This window comes from Nocardia sp. NPDC060255, from assembly GCF_042727395.1.
Taxonomy (GTDB): Bacteria; Actinomycetota; Actinomycetes; order Mycobacteriales; family Mycobacteriaceae; genus Nocardia.
In genome coordinates, this window is sequence record NZ_JBHXAU010000031.1 from 96,197 (window position 1) to 111,658 (window position 15,462).

General features: G+C 65.1%; 19 protein-coding genes. 7 read left to right on the top strand and 12 right to left on the bottom strand.

Annotation, left to right across the window (positions count from 1 at the left end; genetic code table 11):
- Positions 1-36 precede the first annotated feature (36 nt).
- On the bottom strand, positions 37-939 hold the full coding sequence (locus ACFWF1_RS38145; RefSeq protein ID WP_379291043.1) for an NADP-dependent oxidoreductase: 903 nt from the start codon (positions 937-939) through the stop codon (positions 37-39).
- Positions 940-998: 59 nt separating this feature from the next.
- Positions 999-1,730 carry a TetR/AcrR family transcriptional regulator gene (locus tag ACFWF1_RS38150; RefSeq protein WP_379291044.1) on the bottom strand — a complete coding sequence of 244 codons (732 nt, stop codon included), beginning with the start codon at positions 1,728-1,730 and terminating at the stop codon, positions 999-1,001.
- Positions 1,731-1,928: 198 nt separating this feature from the next.
- Here ACFWF1_RS38150 and ACFWF1_RS38155 point away from each other — a divergent pair, with 198 nt between their 5' ends.
- The gene (locus ACFWF1_RS38155; protein ID WP_379291046.1) at positions 1,929-2,507 is read left to right on the top strand and encodes a dihydrofolate reductase family protein; all 579 of its coding nucleotides are present in this window, start codon (positions 1,929-1,931) and stop codon (positions 2,505-2,507) included.
- A gap of 233 nt (positions 2,508-2,740) precedes the next feature.
- Complete coding sequence (locus ACFWF1_RS38160) at positions 2,741-3,787, top strand: cupin domain-containing protein (protein WP_379291048.1); 1,047 nt, start codon at positions 2,741-2,743, stop codon at positions 3,785-3,787.
- Between the two features lie 46 nt (positions 3,788-3,833).
- Here ACFWF1_RS38160 and ACFWF1_RS38165 read toward each other — a convergent pair whose 3' ends face one another.
- A complete protein-coding gene (locus ACFWF1_RS38165) occupies positions 3,834-4,826 on the bottom strand; it encodes a 4,5-dihydroxyphthalate decarboxylase (protein ID WP_379291050.1) in 993 nt (330 codons plus the stop codon).
- A gap of 119 nt (positions 4,827-4,945) precedes the next feature.
- Here ACFWF1_RS38165 and ACFWF1_RS38170 point away from each other — a divergent pair, with 119 nt between their 5' ends.
- Positions 4,946-5,596: a TetR/AcrR family transcriptional regulator gene (locus tag ACFWF1_RS38170; protein WP_379322265.1), complete on the top strand. Its 651-nt coding sequence runs from the start codon at positions 4,946-4,948 to the stop codon at positions 5,594-5,596.
- Between the two features lie 60 nt (positions 5,597-5,656).
- Here ACFWF1_RS38170 and ACFWF1_RS38175 read toward each other — a convergent pair whose 3' ends face one another.
- Positions 5,657-6,397 (bottom strand): VOC family protein, encoded by a 741-nt coding sequence (locus tag ACFWF1_RS38175; RefSeq protein WP_379291052.1) that lies wholly within the window; start codon positions 6,395-6,397, stop codon positions 5,657-5,659.
- A gap of 182 nt (positions 6,398-6,579) precedes the next feature.
- Between ACFWF1_RS38175 and ACFWF1_RS38180 the strand changes: the two genes are divergently transcribed.
- A complete protein-coding gene (locus tag ACFWF1_RS38180; RefSeq protein ID WP_379291053.1) occupies positions 6,580-7,014 on the top strand; it encodes a DUF4189 domain-containing protein in 435 nt (144 codons plus the stop codon).
- A gap of 88 nt (positions 7,015-7,102) precedes the next feature.
- On the opposite strand, the gene ACFWF1_RS38185 is transcribed toward ACFWF1_RS38180, so the two are convergent.
- Positions 7,103-8,329 carry a lipase family protein gene (locus ACFWF1_RS38185; protein ID WP_379291054.1) on the bottom strand — a complete coding sequence of 409 codons (1,227 nt, stop codon included), beginning with the start codon at positions 8,327-8,329 and terminating at the stop codon, positions 7,103-7,105.
- Positions 8,330-8,444: 115 nt separating this feature from the next.
- A complete protein-coding gene (locus tag ACFWF1_RS38190) occupies positions 8,445-9,233 on the bottom strand; it encodes a glycerophosphodiester phosphodiesterase (RefSeq protein ID WP_379291056.1) in 789 nt (262 codons plus the stop codon).
- Between the two features lie 204 nt (positions 9,234-9,437).
- Between ACFWF1_RS38190 and ACFWF1_RS38195 the strand changes: the two genes are divergently transcribed.
- A complete protein-coding gene (locus ACFWF1_RS38195) occupies positions 9,438-10,031 on the top strand; it encodes a DinB family protein (protein ID WP_379291058.1) in 594 nt (197 codons plus the stop codon).
- 33 nt (positions 10,032-10,064) lie between these two features.
- On the opposite strand, the gene ACFWF1_RS38200 is transcribed toward ACFWF1_RS38195, so the two are convergent.
- From ACFWF1_RS38200 to ACFWF1_RS38225, 6 genes are all read right to left on the bottom strand, one after another.
- Positions 10,065-10,244, bottom strand: a complete 180-nt coding sequence (locus tag ACFWF1_RS38200) for a DUF6011 domain-containing protein (RefSeq protein ID WP_379291059.1) — start codon at positions 10,242-10,244, stop codon at positions 10,065-10,067.
- Positions 10,245-10,322: 78 nt separating this feature from the next.
- Positions 10,323-10,826 (bottom strand): GNAT family N-acetyltransferase, encoded by a 504-nt coding sequence (locus tag ACFWF1_RS38205; RefSeq protein ID WP_379291061.1) that lies wholly within the window; start codon positions 10,824-10,826, stop codon positions 10,323-10,325.
- Between the two features lie 46 nt (positions 10,827-10,872).
- Entirely contained in the window at positions 10,873-11,424 is a 552-nt protein-coding gene (locus ACFWF1_RS38210; protein WP_379291063.1) for a dihydrofolate reductase family protein, read from the bottom strand.
- Positions 11,425-11,709: 285 nt separating this feature from the next.
- The gene (locus tag ACFWF1_RS38215; RefSeq protein ID WP_379322266.1) at positions 11,710-12,291 is read right to left on the bottom strand and encodes a hypothetical protein; all 582 of its coding nucleotides are present in this window, start codon (positions 12,289-12,291) and stop codon (positions 11,710-11,712) included.
- A gap of 17 nt (positions 12,292-12,308) precedes the next feature.
- Positions 12,309-12,872 (bottom strand): hypothetical protein, encoded by a 564-nt coding sequence (locus ACFWF1_RS38220; RefSeq protein WP_379292224.1) that lies wholly within the window; start codon positions 12,870-12,872, stop codon positions 12,309-12,311.
- Between the two features lie 324 nt (positions 12,873-13,196).
- Positions 13,197-14,177, bottom strand: coding sequence for a helix-turn-helix transcriptional regulator (locus tag ACFWF1_RS38225; protein ID WP_379292225.1), 981 nt, complete (start codon positions 14,175-14,177; stop codon positions 13,197-13,199).
- 63 nt (positions 14,178-14,240) lie between these two features.
- On the opposite strand from ACFWF1_RS38225, the gene ACFWF1_RS38230 reads away from it, so the two are divergent.
- Both ACFWF1_RS38230 and ACFWF1_RS38235 read left to right on the top strand, forming a co-directional pair.
- Positions 14,241-14,594, top strand: a complete 354-nt coding sequence (locus ACFWF1_RS38230; RefSeq protein WP_379292226.1) for a YybH family protein — start codon at positions 14,241-14,243, stop codon at positions 14,592-14,594.
- Between the two features lie 19 nt (positions 14,595-14,613).
- Positions 14,614-15,099, top strand: a complete 486-nt coding sequence (locus tag ACFWF1_RS38235; protein ID WP_379292227.1) for a DUF488 domain-containing protein — start codon at positions 14,614-14,616, stop codon at positions 15,097-15,099.
- The last annotated feature ends 363 nt before the right edge of the window (positions 15,100-15,462 follow it).

A 15,462-nucleotide genomic window follows, 5' to 3' on the forward strand; every position in this document is an offset into this window, starting at 1 on the left:
ACTCGGGTCACGCAGGAGCTATTCGGGTAGCGGAGGTCAGTGGGGGAGCAGCACGAGCTTCGCGCGCACCCCACCGGACTCTCCGGCACGGTGTGCCTCTGCGACCTCGGTCAGCGGGAAGGTCTGCACGGCGGGAAGTGTGAACTGTCCGGACTCGACCAGCTCGCCGATCTGGTCGATTACGTAGAGCGCTCGACCGGAAGATCCTCGGGAGAACCGCACGCCGTATGTCTCAGCGCCGGTGAAATCGGCGAGTGTGATGACGTGTTCCGGACCTCCGGCGAGTTCGATCAGCTCGGGCAGCACACCGCTGCCCGCGATGTCGAGCGCCAGATCGACGCCCTCGGGCGCGAGCGCGTGGACCCGTTCACTCATGCCTGCGCCGTAGGCGACGGGTTCCGCGCCCAGTGAGCGCAGCAGATCATGGGAGGCCGGACTGCCGGTGCCGATCACCCGCGCGCCGCGGGCGACTGCCAACTGCACTGCGGCACTACCGACTGTGCCGGACGCACCGTTGATCAGTACCGTGCGACCGGCCTCGACGCCGAGCTGGTCGAGCGCCCGCGCGGCCGTCTCCATGGCTGCGGGCAATGCGGCGGCCTCGGCGAATCCCACCGAGGGCGGAATCGGTGCGTAGTAGGACAACACCACCAGTTCCGCCTGTGCGGCGCCGTCGGCGCTGAATCCGAACACCCGGTCGCCGAGCGCGACGTCGGTGACGCCCGCGCCGAGCTCATCCACCACGCCCGCCGCCTCGTAACCCAAGGTCTGCGGAAGTTCCTGATCCATCAGCCCTTCGCGTTTCTTCCAGTCGCTGGCGTTGACGCCCGCGGCCTGCACCGCGATCCGGACCTGGCCGGGGCCCGGGTGCGGGTCGGGTAGATCGACGATCTCCAGGACCTCCGGGCCCCCGAATCGGTCGAAACGAGCTGCCTTCATGATTGTCGTCCGTCCTCGGCCCGAGTGCGGGCCGGTCGATTGCTGTGGTCTGTCGCGACCTAGTCCAGTCCGCGAAACAGTTGTTCGAGGGTGAAGTCGAACCGCTCGTGTCTGTCGCCGGTGGTCAGCTCGTGCGCATAGCTGACCATGTTGGGAAAGTGCTTGGGAGGCAACATCTTCAGTCGAGCGATATGTTCGGCTCGATCCAAGGTCCGTCCGTCGGTGTCGGTGACCGGATCGCGGCGCAGCGAGGCCTCGAAGCTGTACGCGGCGACGTACAGCACTGCGGAGTCGACCGCCCACGCGGCGTTCTGCGGCGACACCCCGGCGGCCAGCAGGATCGCAAGCATGCCCTCGCCGATCCGCAACGTGTCGAGGCTGTTCGGTGCCGCCGACAGTGCCGCGCGGGATATCCCCGGATAGCGCAGATATTGGTCACGCAACTGCCCGCACACGTCAGCGATCTGCGCGCGCCAATTCGCCGGATCCGGCTCGGGGATAGTCACTTTCCGGCACAGCTGCCCGATCAATAGATCGTCCAGCTCCGCCTTGTTCCGCACATGCGCATACAGCGCACCCGGACTCGTCCCGAGCGCCGCAGCGACACGACGCATGGTCAACGCGTCGAACCCCTCGGCCTCGACCAACCCGAACGCGGCCGCGAGGATCCCGCCGACCGTGATCGGCTCCTTACGAACTCGCCGCGGTGCTTCCGTCGCGTCGAGCGCCGCGATCTGCGCTTCCCACTGATCACGCGTAACAGCCCTGTTCGGGGGACTCTTCTCGGCCACAGTCCCCACCGTAGCACGGCGGACGAACACTGTTCAATAGATGAACACTGTTCGTAGACGAACAGTGTTCAGTCGTTCTGATGGTTTTGTGGCTTGGCGCCGAGGCGACCGGACTTCCTGAGTCGAACGGCGATGAGTTTCGCCGTGGTGTCCCGTCTCTATCGACGTACCCGATCAACCACGCTTGAGGAGAACATCATGACTGCCACGTACACCTTCGACGTCTTTTCCAGCCTCGACGGCTTCGGCGGTGTCAGCGGCGGCGACTGGGGTGGCTACTGGGGCAAGCAGGGCCCCGAACTGCTCGACCATCGCCTCGCCCTGTTCGAGGCCGAGCAGCGAATGGTGTTCGGGGCCAACACCTATCGGATGTTCGTGGAACTGCTGACTTCAGGCCTCGAGGAGACGGTGGGTGATCCGTGGGTCACCCGGATGCGGAACCTGCCGGCGACGGTGGTGTCGAGCACGCTGCACGAACCGCTCGATTGGCCGGACGCGACCGTCGCGAGCGGTGACGCCGTCGACGTCATCGCCCGGCTCAAGAAGGAGTCCGACGTGCCGTTGTGCTCGCACGGCAGCCTGTCGATGAACCGGGCGCTGATGGCGGCCGGCCTGGTCGACCGCGTCCAGGTGACGCTGTTCCCGGTGATCACCGGTCAGAACGGTGCCGCCCCGATCTTCCAGGGCGCGGCCGACTTCGACCTCGAGCTGATCGAGAGCCGCACCCTCGACGGCAACATCCAAGAACTCGTCTACCGGCCCACCCTGCACCCCTGAGCCCTCGTGTGGGCTGGTGCACACCGGCGGCGCTGAGCCTGTCTCCGCTGATATGGTCGAAGTTGGCTGATGCCTTCACCTTTCGTGATCAGGTGAAGGCTCGTCAGCTCGGTCGCGGCTCGACGGAACGGTGCGCCACACGCTGCCATTCCGCGTACTGCGCTGATCGAACGCGCGAGTAACATCGGGATGCTCGACGCGCATGATCTTGTCCCTGCGAACAAGGTGGAGCTATGCGTAAACCGTCGATCCATGTCGCCTCACTATTGGATGGCGAAGAGGTATATCGCAGCGAGCTCGGTTCGATCCACCGGCTCACCGCCGACAACTTCCCGGTGCTGTCCGGGCTGTCCATCAAACGCCTGACGCTGGCGCCCAGCGCGATCCGCGAGCCGCACTGGCATGTCAACGCCACCGAACTGACTTACTGCACGGCCGGCCAAGCGCTGGTGTCGGTACTGGACGACGGCAGCAAATTCTCCTCGTTCCTGGTGAGCGCCGGCGAGATGTTCCACATCGAATCCGGTGCGTTGCACCACGTGGAGAACGTCGGCGACACCGACGCGGAATTCATCCTGGCGTTCCGGCACGAGCGACCGGAAGACTTCGGCTTCAGCGCCGCCCTCGGCGCGATGACCGATGCGGTGCTCGGCAACACCTACGACCTGCCGTCCGAGGACTTCACGAACATCCGGCGCAGCACCACCGCCAAGCTGATCGTCGGCCGCGAAGGTGCTCCCGACATCCCGGCGAACGCCCATTTCGGCGACCCGCACCACTTCGCCGTCGAAGCGATGGCGCCACCGCTGGTGTCCTCGGCCGGGTCGGTCCGCTTTGCCCGGGAACAGTATTGGCCTGCGCTGCACGACATCTCGATGTATTCCCTGCGAATCGCCGAAGACGGTATGCGCGAACCACATTGGCATCCGGTGACCGCCGAAATGGGCTACGTACACAAGGGTTCGGCGCGGATGACAATCATGAACCCGGACGGTGCGCTGGACACCTACATCGTCGGCGAGGGCGAGGTCTACTTCGTCCCGCGCGCCTACCCGCACCACATCGAGGTCGTCGAGGCACCGGAAACTCACCTGCTCATCTTCTTCGACCAGCCGACTCCCGCCGATATCGGTTACCGGGCGTCGACGAGCGCCTACTCGCGCAAGGTCCTCGCCGCAACGTTCGGCGTCGCGCTGGACGCCCTCCCCGAACTCCCCTTCACCCCGGCCGACCCGCTGCTCGTCACTCGCCGCAACCCGCTCGACCCCATCGCCGACTGAGCGTGACCCCGACCGGCTGTGGCTTACGCGGCAAAGACGTTGAGGCTCAATAGGTTCCGGGGACAAAGATATCCGCACAGGTGAGGAGGCGCTTGGACAGGCCTTGCTCGTGGTGATAGCGGAGGAAAGTGTCGACGACCTTGCGGTTGGCGTCGAGACCATAGGGCCACCAGTCCTCGCCCAGCAGCGCACGGTTCTCCGCGAACAGTTCGCTGAACCAAGGGGTGATCACGGCCATGTGCTGCTTCGCCGCATTAACCCGATAGTGCTCCTGCACAATGTCTTTGGCCTGGCAAAAGGCCCGGCAGACCGAGGCGACCAGGCCGGGCACCGCGGCCAGTTCCCGGCGGATCGCGACGACGTGCATCATCGGGAAGATGCCGGTGCGGCGGTAGTAATCCCGTTCCACCGCTTCATAATCGACGAATAGTCGGCGGATCGTCTGCGTCGAGCCGTCGAGCAGGCTCTGCGGCACATCGACCGACAACAGGGCGTCGATCTCGCCCGCTTCGAGCATGGCGGCCAAGGTCTGGTCGCCGTCGGTGTGGCGGACTCGGACGCCGTCCGGGACCGGCTGCGGGATCCAGTCGAACGAGGGGATGGGATGGTCGGTGCCGCCGATGACCCAGTCGATCTGGTCCGGCGTCACCGCGTATTCGTCGGCCAGGATGCCCTTCACCCAGACGCCCGGATCGGAGCCGTAGAGCGCGAACTCGCCGACCGTCTTGCCCGCGAGATCCGCTGGCCGTTCGATTCCGCTGTCTACGTTCACGAACAGTGCCGAGTGGCGAAAGTTGCGGTTCGGGAAGATCGGCAGGGCCAGGAACGGCGAATCTGCGAGGTCGAACGAACGCAGGAAGTAGGTCAGCCCGTACTCGGCGATGTCCAGCTCGCCCTTGGCCATGCGCTGGAAGACATCGGAGATGAGCGGTGAGGTGTTCAGGTGTGCGTCGACGCCGTCGATCGCGACTCGCCCGTCGAACAGTGGCTCGGTGTGCTCGTACCGGTAGACGCCCAGCTCGAGCTGTGGATCGGTCATGACAGAACTCCCTCTCCCGGCCGCTTCCGTGAACGACCTTTCATTTTTTATCGTGGCGGGGAGAGCCTGTTACTGTCAAGGCGAATGATCGTTCATTCACGGAACGAAAGAGGGGTCCCGTGCCGCGCCTCACCGACGACCATCGGGCAGCGAACCGGTCGCAAATCGTGGCGGCGGCGCGCCGCTGTTTCTCGCGGGACGGGTTCCATCAGACATCGATGCCCGATATCGCCGCCGAAGCGGGCGTCTCGGTGGGCGCTCCCTACCGCTACTTCGCCGGCAAGGAAGAGATCATCGTCGAGATCGCGGGCGACGCCTTCCGTGTGATGTTCGCTCCCGTCGAGCGTCTCGTCGAGGTGAACGGCGATATGACGGTCGCCGATCTGGTCGCGGCGGCGGTCGACCCGGTGAGCGGTGACGTCGCCATCGACGCGACGGGCCAGGCCGTCCCCGTCGACGAGTTGCTGCGCGTAGCCGTCCAGGCTTGGGGTGAGCTGCTACGCCATGAAGGGCTGCGACAGCAGGCCGAGGCGGGCTTCGAGCAGGTCCGCGGACGTATCGCGGACGCGCTCCGCAATGGTCAGCGGGCGGGCAGTGTGTCGACCGAGCTGGATCCCGATCGCGGTGCGCGGGTGGTGATGGCATTGCTGCACGGTTTTGTGTTGCAGCACACGGCCTTCGGGCTCGACGACACCGCCGGCTTCGCGCACGACGTCCGCGTCGTACTGAACGACACTGGACTGTTCCGCGCTGACACGGTCGAACCATAACGGTTCGACAGTCGAAAACTATTGCAGCACAGTATGTTCTGCTAAATGCTGTGAGGGCGGTCAGCGCCCCGGGCCGAGGAGGCAGAACTCGTTGCCCTCCGGGTCGGCCAGGACCGTCCACGGCACATCGCCCTGGCCGAGGTCTCGGTCGGTAGCGCCCAGCGCCCGCAGTCGGGCGACTTCCGCCGCTTGATCGGCACCGGCATACGGCAGCAGGTCGAGATGGAAGCGGTTCCAGACGGTCGGCACACCGGGCCTGCGGATGAATTCCAGATAGGGGCCGACACCCTTGGACGAACGAAACGTCGCGTGGTCATCGGTAACGTCGTGCAGGGTCCAGTCCATCGCCCCGCCCCAAAATCGGGCCATGGCCCGCGGATCCGCGCAGTCGACCACCACCGCGGCGATCGGCCCGGTGTCCCGGTAGATCTCCCGAGGTTCCAGCACACAGAACACGTTGCCCTCCGGGTCGGCCAGCACCGTCCACGGGACATCGCCCTGCCCCACGTCGGCGGGCGTCGCGCCGAGATCCTGCAGGCGCGCAACCCATTCCGATTGATGGGCCACCGACGTGGTGGCGAGATCGATGTGCACCCGATACTTCACCGTTTCGGGATCCGGGACGATGACGACATCGACGTAGAGGGTGCTGGCGTCCGGCCAAGCCAGGCCAACGGGTCCGACGTTGGTCACCCCGGGGCCCTCGCTGGAAACGCCCCAGCCCAGCGCGTCCGCCCAGAACTGGCCGAGCGCGGAGTCGTCCCGAGCCTTGATATTGACTTGCACAAGCCGTGTCGCCATGTCGGCGATCCTATGCACACCGTCCCGCCACGACATACCCGAATACCGTCGTCGAACCGTTGCGGTGATAGCTGCCGGCGGGGAGTGTGATCTCGCCAGGGCGAATTGCGCGAATCGGACAATGATGCGCCATGATTCGTCGGTCAACGTCCGCTACACGTGTTCACAAAGGAAAGTGCTTGATGAAGTTCATGGGTAAGGCCGGCGTCGCGATCGCGGCGGTGGGTCTTGCGGCCGGGTCGGTGTTCGGCGCCGGCACGGCGAATGCGGCCGGCCTGTACGGCGCGATCGCGTTCAGTGCCTCGGACTGGAGCTACGGCACCAGCATCGACGCGCTGAGCCGTGAGGATGCCGTCGACGAGGCGCTCGACACGTGCGGTCAGGGCGGCGTCACCGACTGCATCCTGTTGGTGGACTGGTCGAACGGTTGCGGTGCGCTGGTTTACACCAAGCACGCCGTCGCCACCGGCGCGGGCACCGACCGCCAGCTCGCACTGTTCGCCGCCTACACCAGTCTCGCCCGGGTCTACCCGCCGGCGATGCTGGCCAATGTCGGTTCCGCGGACAAGTCCGGCGCCGAGGTCAGCAAGGTGGTCTGCACCGCCAACGCGCGCTGACCGCAGTCGGCTCGGAAGACCCGGAACCTGTTGGGGGTCGGGTCTTCTCGGCGTCGGCGCATCGTCCGATCTCGATGATGAGCGTTCGTCAGCAGGTGCTGGGAGCGGGCTTTCCGGTGAAGCGGTCGGCCAGGTAGGTCAGGGCGGTGGGGAGTCCGGTCGCGGCTTCGGTGCCGTGCTCGCCGATCGGGCTCTCCACTCGTTGCACCGGAATCCCTGCGGCGCAGTATTTTCCGGCGAGTGCCCGGGCGGCACCGATGGGGGCGAACTCGTCGGCGATCGCGTGATAGAGCAGCACCGGCGCGGTGGGGGAGCCTGCGCGGAACAGTGGGCTGGCCATGCGGACGACGCTGCTCAACTCGGCGTTGTCCGTGATCGAGCCGGGCCAAGCCTCCAAGTCCGCCGCGTTGAGAAACGGGTGCGCGAGCGCGGCGTCATGCAGGCAATCGGTGTGGCCGGCGGCCAGCATCGCGCGGCCCGATTCATTGAGGTACTGAAGCACATTCGCCGCCGGATAGGACCGGTTCAGGCCGGCCCAGTCCGACGACGACCGCACCGCCCGCGACGCCGCCGCTGAAGCCCGACATGGTGGCCTCCAGATCAGCGCCACCCCGCCCAGTGCCACGCCGGTCAGTTGCAGTTCCGGGGCGTAGACGCTCTGTGCCTGGACTGCCACAGCGGTGGACTGCGCCCCGCCGGAGTACCCCCACAGGCCGATCGGAGCGGCGCGGTCGATAGCCGCCGGTGCGAACGACTTGGCGGCGCGAATACCGTCCAGCACGCCGTGGGCATATCCGTCGGCACCGGAGAAGTCCGAATCGGGCCCCTGATAGTTCGGCACCACCACGGCCCAACCCTGTTGCAGCGCAAGACGAATCACCCCCGTCTCGGCGAACGCGTTACTCGGACCGCCGTCGATGCCGCCGCGCAACGCATAGGACGGTGCACATTTCGAGCCGACACCGTCTTCCGCGACCTGATACGAAACCAGCGGACGAGGACCGATGCCGGTCCATTCTTGCTGCGGCACAAGAATTGTGGCGACGTAAGCGCTGGGCCGCCCGTGATTGTCGATCGTCTTGTACTGCACCTGCCACGCGTCCGCCGGCAGTGGTATCAGGAAGGACTCCGCCTCGATCGCCCGGGACGCGACCACTGTGCCATTAGGCAGTCCCGCAATACCGGGAGGTGCGGCGTAGAACGAATCCTGATCCGGCAGCGGCACCGCCACAGCCCAACCGGCCCCCGTCGCCACCAACCCGAAAACCACGGCAACAACCGCAGCCCGCAACATCACGATCCACACTGCCCGCATAGCGTCAGCCCCTCCCCGGAGAACCTGTTCTAGTTCGCGTGTCCGGGAGCTTAATGCACCAGGCAGTCGACTGTGCCAATACTTGTCGCGCAGTTCGCGTTTCAGAACTAGGCGATCAGTGCGAGCGCACGATGTCGAGCAGGAGCTCCGGAAGGTTGGTCATAATGCCGCTGACACCAGCGTCGACAAGACGACGGAGATCATCCGCTGGCTCGTCGGCCCTGATATCGCCGTAGAGGGTATCGGCGCAAGTCCACACCGGCGTCCCCAACTCGAGCACCGTCCGGACGAGCTGCGCACCTTCCTCGGTGAGGATCCACCCAGGCCAGAGCCGGATGAGATCTGCTCCCGCGTCAACGAATTCCGTGATGACGGGCAATTCCGGTGGCGCATCCTGACGCCCGGGCACCAACGCCAGCGCACGCAACCGCGGATCGAGTTTCTTGAATGCACGCAAGTCGGCGACAGTGCGCGGCCCGACGATCACCTCGCGCGATGCGGAATATTGCGCGGTGACGTCCACTACCGCCGCGATCGCGTCTGGTGGACAGTCTTTGATGTCCAGCAGCAACTGCATTCGACTGCCTTGCAGCACCTCGAGCACTTCCCGATAGGTCGGCACTCGTTCGCCACCGAACTGCGGACCGGCATAGCGACCGGCATCCAGCGCTTTGATCTCGGCAAGCGTCAAATCGACGACTCGGCCGTGCCCGTCGGTGGTCCGATCCACCGTGTCGTCGTGCATCACGACCACATGTCCATCGGCGGTCACCCGAAGATCGATCTCGATACCGTCCACCCCAAGCGCGACCGAGCCCTTGAACGCAGCCAACGTGTTCTCCGGGAGGCCGGCCGCCAGACCTCGATGTGCAACAACTGTGACACCCTCAGTGGTCGCGGACACAAAGTGATTGTGCCACAGGCGTTCCTGTCATCGACCTGTCCGTTTGCGGCCCGGCGAACATAGTGTCGGCCGCAGAATGCGGAGAGAGCGAACCGATCACCAGAACGCATCCGGCCACCCATCGCAGGCAGTGGGTGCCGCTCGGCAAGTGGATGTTGTTGGTGGCGAGGCAAATTCGGGTGGGGCTCTGGCAGAGTGCTCGGCATGACAGTTTCTGATCCGAAATCGGATCTGCACCGTTATCTGCGGGATGCTCGCGAAGTCATGTTGTGGAAGCTCGAGGGGCTGTCCGAGTATGACGTTCGCCGGCCCGTGACCCCTACCGGCACGAACCTGCTCGGCCTGGTCAAACATCTCGGCACCGTCGAGTTCGGCTACTTCGGGGACACCTTCGGCCGGCCGAACGACGAAGCCATCAACCAGCACGATTTCGAGGCCGATCCCACCGCCGACATGTGGGCCACCGCCGCGGAGTCGCGTGCGGACATCATCGGGTTCTACCGCCGGGCCTGGGCGCATGCCGACGCCACTATCGACAGCCTCGACCTCGCCGCCGAAGGCTCGGTTCCATGGTGGTCTGCGGACCACCGAACCGTCACACTGCACCGGGTCCTCGTGCACGTGACCGCCGAAACCAATCGGCATGCGGGACACGCCGATATCCTCCGCGAACTCATCGACGGCGCGGCCGGCCTGCTCGCCGGCAACGACAACATGCCCACCGGCGACCCGACCTGGTGGCAGCACTATCGGTCCAAGCTGGAGGACGCCGCGAAGCAGGCGGCCGGACTCGGCTGACCGGGACTTCTGGTATTCGAGGCCGAGACAGACTCAAGCTGCGATATCGAACAGCGTCAACTCTCGTGCGGCGGCGCGCTGTTCGGCACGTTCACGGATCGCGCAGGTCGGTCCGATCCCGAGTGCGACCGATTCCGTGGACAGCAGCCAACCGTGGCAGCGCCGACAGTGCGCAACGAGTCTGGCCTCAGGCTTGTTGTCAGTCTCGGCCATCCAACTCTCCTCCGGCCGTGGGTCGATATGTTCCCAGCCTGACACAGGGCACCGACACAAAACGGTGCCTACCGCACGCTAGGACGCGGCGTCCTTGGCAGCTTGTACCGCCGCCGGGACTTGCCGCAGGTACAGGCGGAATCCCTCTGCTTCCGGCTCGAATCCCAGCGAGGTGTAGAGCCGATGTGCCCCGTCGGCGGCGTGGCGCTTGTGGGATAAGAGCTGAACCTTGTTGCACCCGGCCGTTCGCGCGTCACTGAGTAAGCGCCGCATCATCGCGCTGGCGATTCCCCGGCGGCGGTAGCTGGATTCGACGACGACGGCCTCGATGAACGCGGTTGGCGCACAGTCGTAAGTCACGTGCGGCATCAGCAGTTGGGTGGCGGTCCCGACCGGCTCGCCGTCGATCTCGGCGAGGTAGACCGTGAGATCGCCGGACCGCTGCATCATCCGCGCCCAGGTTCGCTGCTGACGATCCGTCGCCGAGTGGCGCGATGCGTCGTCAGATGTGAGTTGGTCGTGGATTGCCAAGACAGCCAACAGATCTCCCGGGCCTGCCGTCCGGATAACCAGGTCTTTCATGCGGGCAGTATGCGGCTCGTAGTGGACTAGCCGGGCGATGATCCGCTCACTCGACGTGATAGCGCAGCATCACCGCGGTGTTGAAGTGCTTCGTCTCGGTCAATCGGAGCTGAATGCGCTTGTCCAGCAATGGGAAGAACGGTGTGCCGCCGCCGAGCGCTATCGGCATGAGGAATATCTGGTACTCGTCGATGAGGTCGTGGGGTATCAGTGCGGCGGCGAGGCTCGCGCCACCGACCTCCATGACGCCGTTGCCCTCGGCCTTGAGCCTGCGGACCTCCTCGACCGCGTTCTCGCTGACCAGCGTGCTGTTCCACTGGACTTCGGTGAGCGTCCGCGAGAAGACGACTTTCGGCTTCGACGTCCAGAGCCCGGCGAACTCACGCTGGATCGGCGGCGCGTCCTCGGGTACGTGCGGCCAGTACTCGGCCATCAGTTCGTACAGGCGGCGGCCGTGCAGCGAGATCTCGATGTCGCGGTAGCGATCGTTGTGGAACTGGTGCAGCTCGTCGTCCGGGTTGCTCCAGTCGATGGTGCCGTCACGGTCGTTGATATAGCCGTCCAGGGACACGCTGAACCCGTAGATCAGTTTCCTCATAACCGGTTAGACCTCCTGCGCGCTCGAAACTCATCGGCGAACACCAGTGACAGACCTCCGATTCCGCTAAGCGTCCAGCGGCGGTTCCTTCTTCAGCGTGCCACGCCTGCTGAGTATGTCTGCCGAACGTCCCCTCATTCGGGTTATCCCCGAGCTGGACGACTACGGTCGCGAGTACTACCAAAGACTCCTGGACATGACGGTATTGGTACTGGAGGCGGACAGTCCATAACGGCAGCACTGCTCGGAGGGAACTGATGGGGGCATCGCGCGAGGGCGAGTCGGTCATGCGATCCCTGTGCGTGTCACGGCTTGATGCTTGCTGATTCGCACGGCTGGGTCGAGGTCGTGGATCGGTGCGTAGCACCACGGGAAGATGACCTCCATGACCGCGTTCTCCGCCCAGCCCGCGTCGTGTGGGAATCGGGTCAGCTTCATGTTGCCGATGGTGCGTGGTCCACGCGGCTGGTAGGTAATTTCGGCGACTATCACGGGGAGACCGGAGCCGTGCCCTTTTGTGCCGTCTTCCATTGTGAATTCGACTTGTTCGTGCCAAGCGACGCCGATGATGAACCTTCCGGGTTCATCGGTGTGGACGATGACTTTGTTTGCGGGATGTAGTTCACCTTTGTTGAAGTGATCGGCAAGTGCCTCGCGCAGTCGCTCGGCAGGCGCCGCGGTATCGAAGTCGATACCGTTGACGTAGGTGTCCATCTTGTTCTTCTCGCGTGCTCGGCCAGCGGCCTTGAATGGTGCGGCGACCACCGCGAACAAGCCGGACACCAGACCGCCGACAACGGTCTCGAGGAGCCACATTCCCATCGTGACGACGATCAGGAATCCGACGATGATGAGCAGTCCTTGCATCGTGAGTCGGCTTTCGTTCAGGACGCTTGTCGCGCGGAGGTGAATGGAGTTTCCCGATCGTTCTCGTCGACTAGAACGGCGCGTGATGCCGGATCCATGGACCGGACGATCGCGACGAGGTTCTCTCGGAGCGTTTCGAAATGTGTCACTGCGTTGCGCATGACTTGTCCGTTGTCGGCCCATTGCAGCATCGCGTGTTCGCAGACGGTCCGGCTGTCCTCCTCGCCCACGACGAAGATGCCGGATCGGATGCAGTCGTTCCAGTCGACGCGCATTCCGTGGTTCCCGGGCGTGGAGCTCGGGAATTCGCCTGCGACGTATAATGATTGGACGGAGCGCGGCTTACTCGAAGGCAGCGGCAGGCGGTAGGCGAGCTCTTCCCACAGTTTGTCGGACGGAACGGACGTCCGAATTCTCAGCGCCGACGTTCCCAGGTCGCTCGCGGTCCGGCGCGCTCGACCGAAGATTGCTTTGTCGGTGAGGTCTGTCGCCGTTTCCTCGACCTTGTTCGTGACCGTCGCGACCAACCATCCGACGAACAGCAGCGCCGCGATGACGCCGACTACGGTGAGTGCTTCCATCGCGAGGCCTCGGATCAGAGAGATTCCTGCGCTGTGGATCCAGCGCTGGTCATTGGACGAGCGTCGCACCGTGACGTAAGAATCTGTAGTCGTTCAGACAGCCGACACCGCATTGCGCTACAGCGCTTTAGCACCGCCACACCACTTTCGAGGAGTTCCAGCAGTGCCCCGTGAAGGTGGTGTAGCGCTGCACGCGGGCTCGTTGGCAGAAGTCGAGGTCAGTGTTTAAGTCCCGCTGATTTGTCAAGTGGCGGTTGGTTGTTGGGGCGTGGCGTCGGGTTGGCCCGAACTTGGTCGACTTCATCGAATCCGACGAGCACGTGGTCACTTTCCGGATGGCGCTTCGTAGCGGGCGGCGATTTCGGCGGCACGGTTGTGCATAGCAGTGCGTAACCATTGGGGGGCAAGGGCTTCCGCGTTCGCTCCGAGCTGCCACAGCGCCCATTCGGCGTGTTTCGGATCTTGGAAGGTCACCTCCAGTCGCAGCCGGCCGTCCGCGTCGGTTTCTTCGGCGCGGACGGCGAGTGCGGTGCTCAACAGTTCCGCCCGCTGCGCCGGGTTCACCCGTATCAGTACGGAGACCTGGTCGCCCGCGGCCCGGAACTGCGTGCTGCGTTCCTGCCAGGCCCGGTCCAGATCGACCCGGTCCGGTCGCTGTGCGAGTTCGGGGAGTTCCTCGGCGGCCAAGACCCGCGACAGCCGGTAGGTGCGGTCCGCGCCGGCTCTGGTGGCCAGCAGAAAGCCTTGGTCGCGCACGGTGACCAAGCCGATCGGGTCCACCGTGCGCCACTCCGGGAGCTGGTCCACCGCTGCGTAATGGATACGCAGCTTGTGTCCGGCCAGCACCGCGCGCCGGACCGCGGCCACGATGGCGTCGGGCACCTCTTCGGGGACCAGCTTGCGCGCGAAGAGGTCGGTCTCCGGGTCGATGAGCAATCGCTGGGCCGCGCCGGTCGCGGTGTCCCGATAGCTTTCGGGTAGCGCGTCGACCACCTTGCGGATGGCCGAAGCGAGCGCCGAGCCGAGTCCGAAGGCCTGTGCGCCGCGCCGTGATCCAGCGACGAGCAGGGCCAGGGTCTCGTCGTGGTTCAGTCCGATGAGCTCGGTCTGGAAACCGGGCAGCAACGCGAAACCGCCGTGCCTGCCGCGTTCGGCGTAGACCGGGACGCCTGCCGTGGACAGCGCCTCGATGTCACGCAGCACGGTGCGGGTGGATACCTCGAGTTCGCGCGCCAGCGCGGTGGCCGACAGCTGACCGTGCCGGCGCAGGAGCAGCACCAGTGACACCAACCGGTCCGCTCGCATGCGAAAAACTTTAACCGGAATACACGACACAGGATGTCGTGATTCGTTGGCAGACTTATCGGTATGACAAACAAGATCGTGGCCACCGAACCGAACGACCTGGGCAAGTACTTCATCGAGCGCGCCAACGCGGGCGACGTCGACGGACTCGTGGCGTTGTACGAGCCGACCGCCGTGCTGGAATTTCCGCCGGGCAACCTCGTCACCGGACATGCGGAGATCCGCAAGGTGTACGAGCAGTTCGTCGCGGCCGCGCCGGTGCTCTCGCCCGGTCGGCAGCATCCGGCGCTGGTGAGCGGCGACCTGGCGCTGACCGCGTCCACGCTGACCAGCGGCGAGGTGACCGTCGAGGTCGCCCGTCGCCAGCCGGACGGGTCCTGGCTGATTGCCGTTGATCAGCCGAACCTCGTGCCGTAGCGGCGGGCCGGATGCTGCGATGAGGCGCATCGTGACGATCGGCGTCTACGGCTTCACCGTCGAAGCCTTCGTCGAGCAGGTCACCGGCGCGGGCGTGGGGTTGCTGCTCGACCTCCGCCAGCGCCGCGGCGTTCGCGGCCACGAATACTCCTGGGCGAACTCGGCGCGACTCCAAAGTACGCTTGCCGCAGCGGATATCGACTACCGCCACGTGCGGGAGTTGACACCGACCACCGATATGCGCCAGGCCCAGTATCGCGAGGACGACCGCCAGGGCGTGGGCAAACGCAACCGCATCGCACTGGCCCCCGAGTACGCCGAGCGCTACACCCGCGAGATCCTCGACCCGTTCGACCTCGCCGCGCTCGTGGCGGAACTCCCGCGCGACTCGGCAACCGCCCTTTTCTGTGTCGAGCGCGACCCGGAGGCCTGCCACCGCTCGCTCGTAGCCGAACGCCTCCGCGCCGAGTACAGCCTGCCGGTCACCAACCTCCGCCCGGGCTGAGTCGTGCCGATCACCTTCCTGACACCGCAGAACGTCCGGTATTGCCCGCGAGTTCAGGCGGCTAGCGGTCGAGATCCGCTGTAGCCCAAGCCATTCACCCCGGTCGGTGATCGAGTGCTCGAGAAAACGGGTCACCACATCGGTGGGCCGTGGACGCGCGCGTTGGTCGGACGATCAGGAGGAACTGGTGCTGGTATCGCGCGAGGTGGATTCAAGTGGTGGATGCAACACTGCTGATCTGGAGTGTTGATGAGTCATTGGCCGTTGTAGTCTGTCATGCGTCGGTTCTGGGATCTTGTTGGTAGTGGTGTGTCGGTCGCGGAAGCTGGTGCTGTGTGTGGGGTGTCTGCGGTGCAGGCAGCG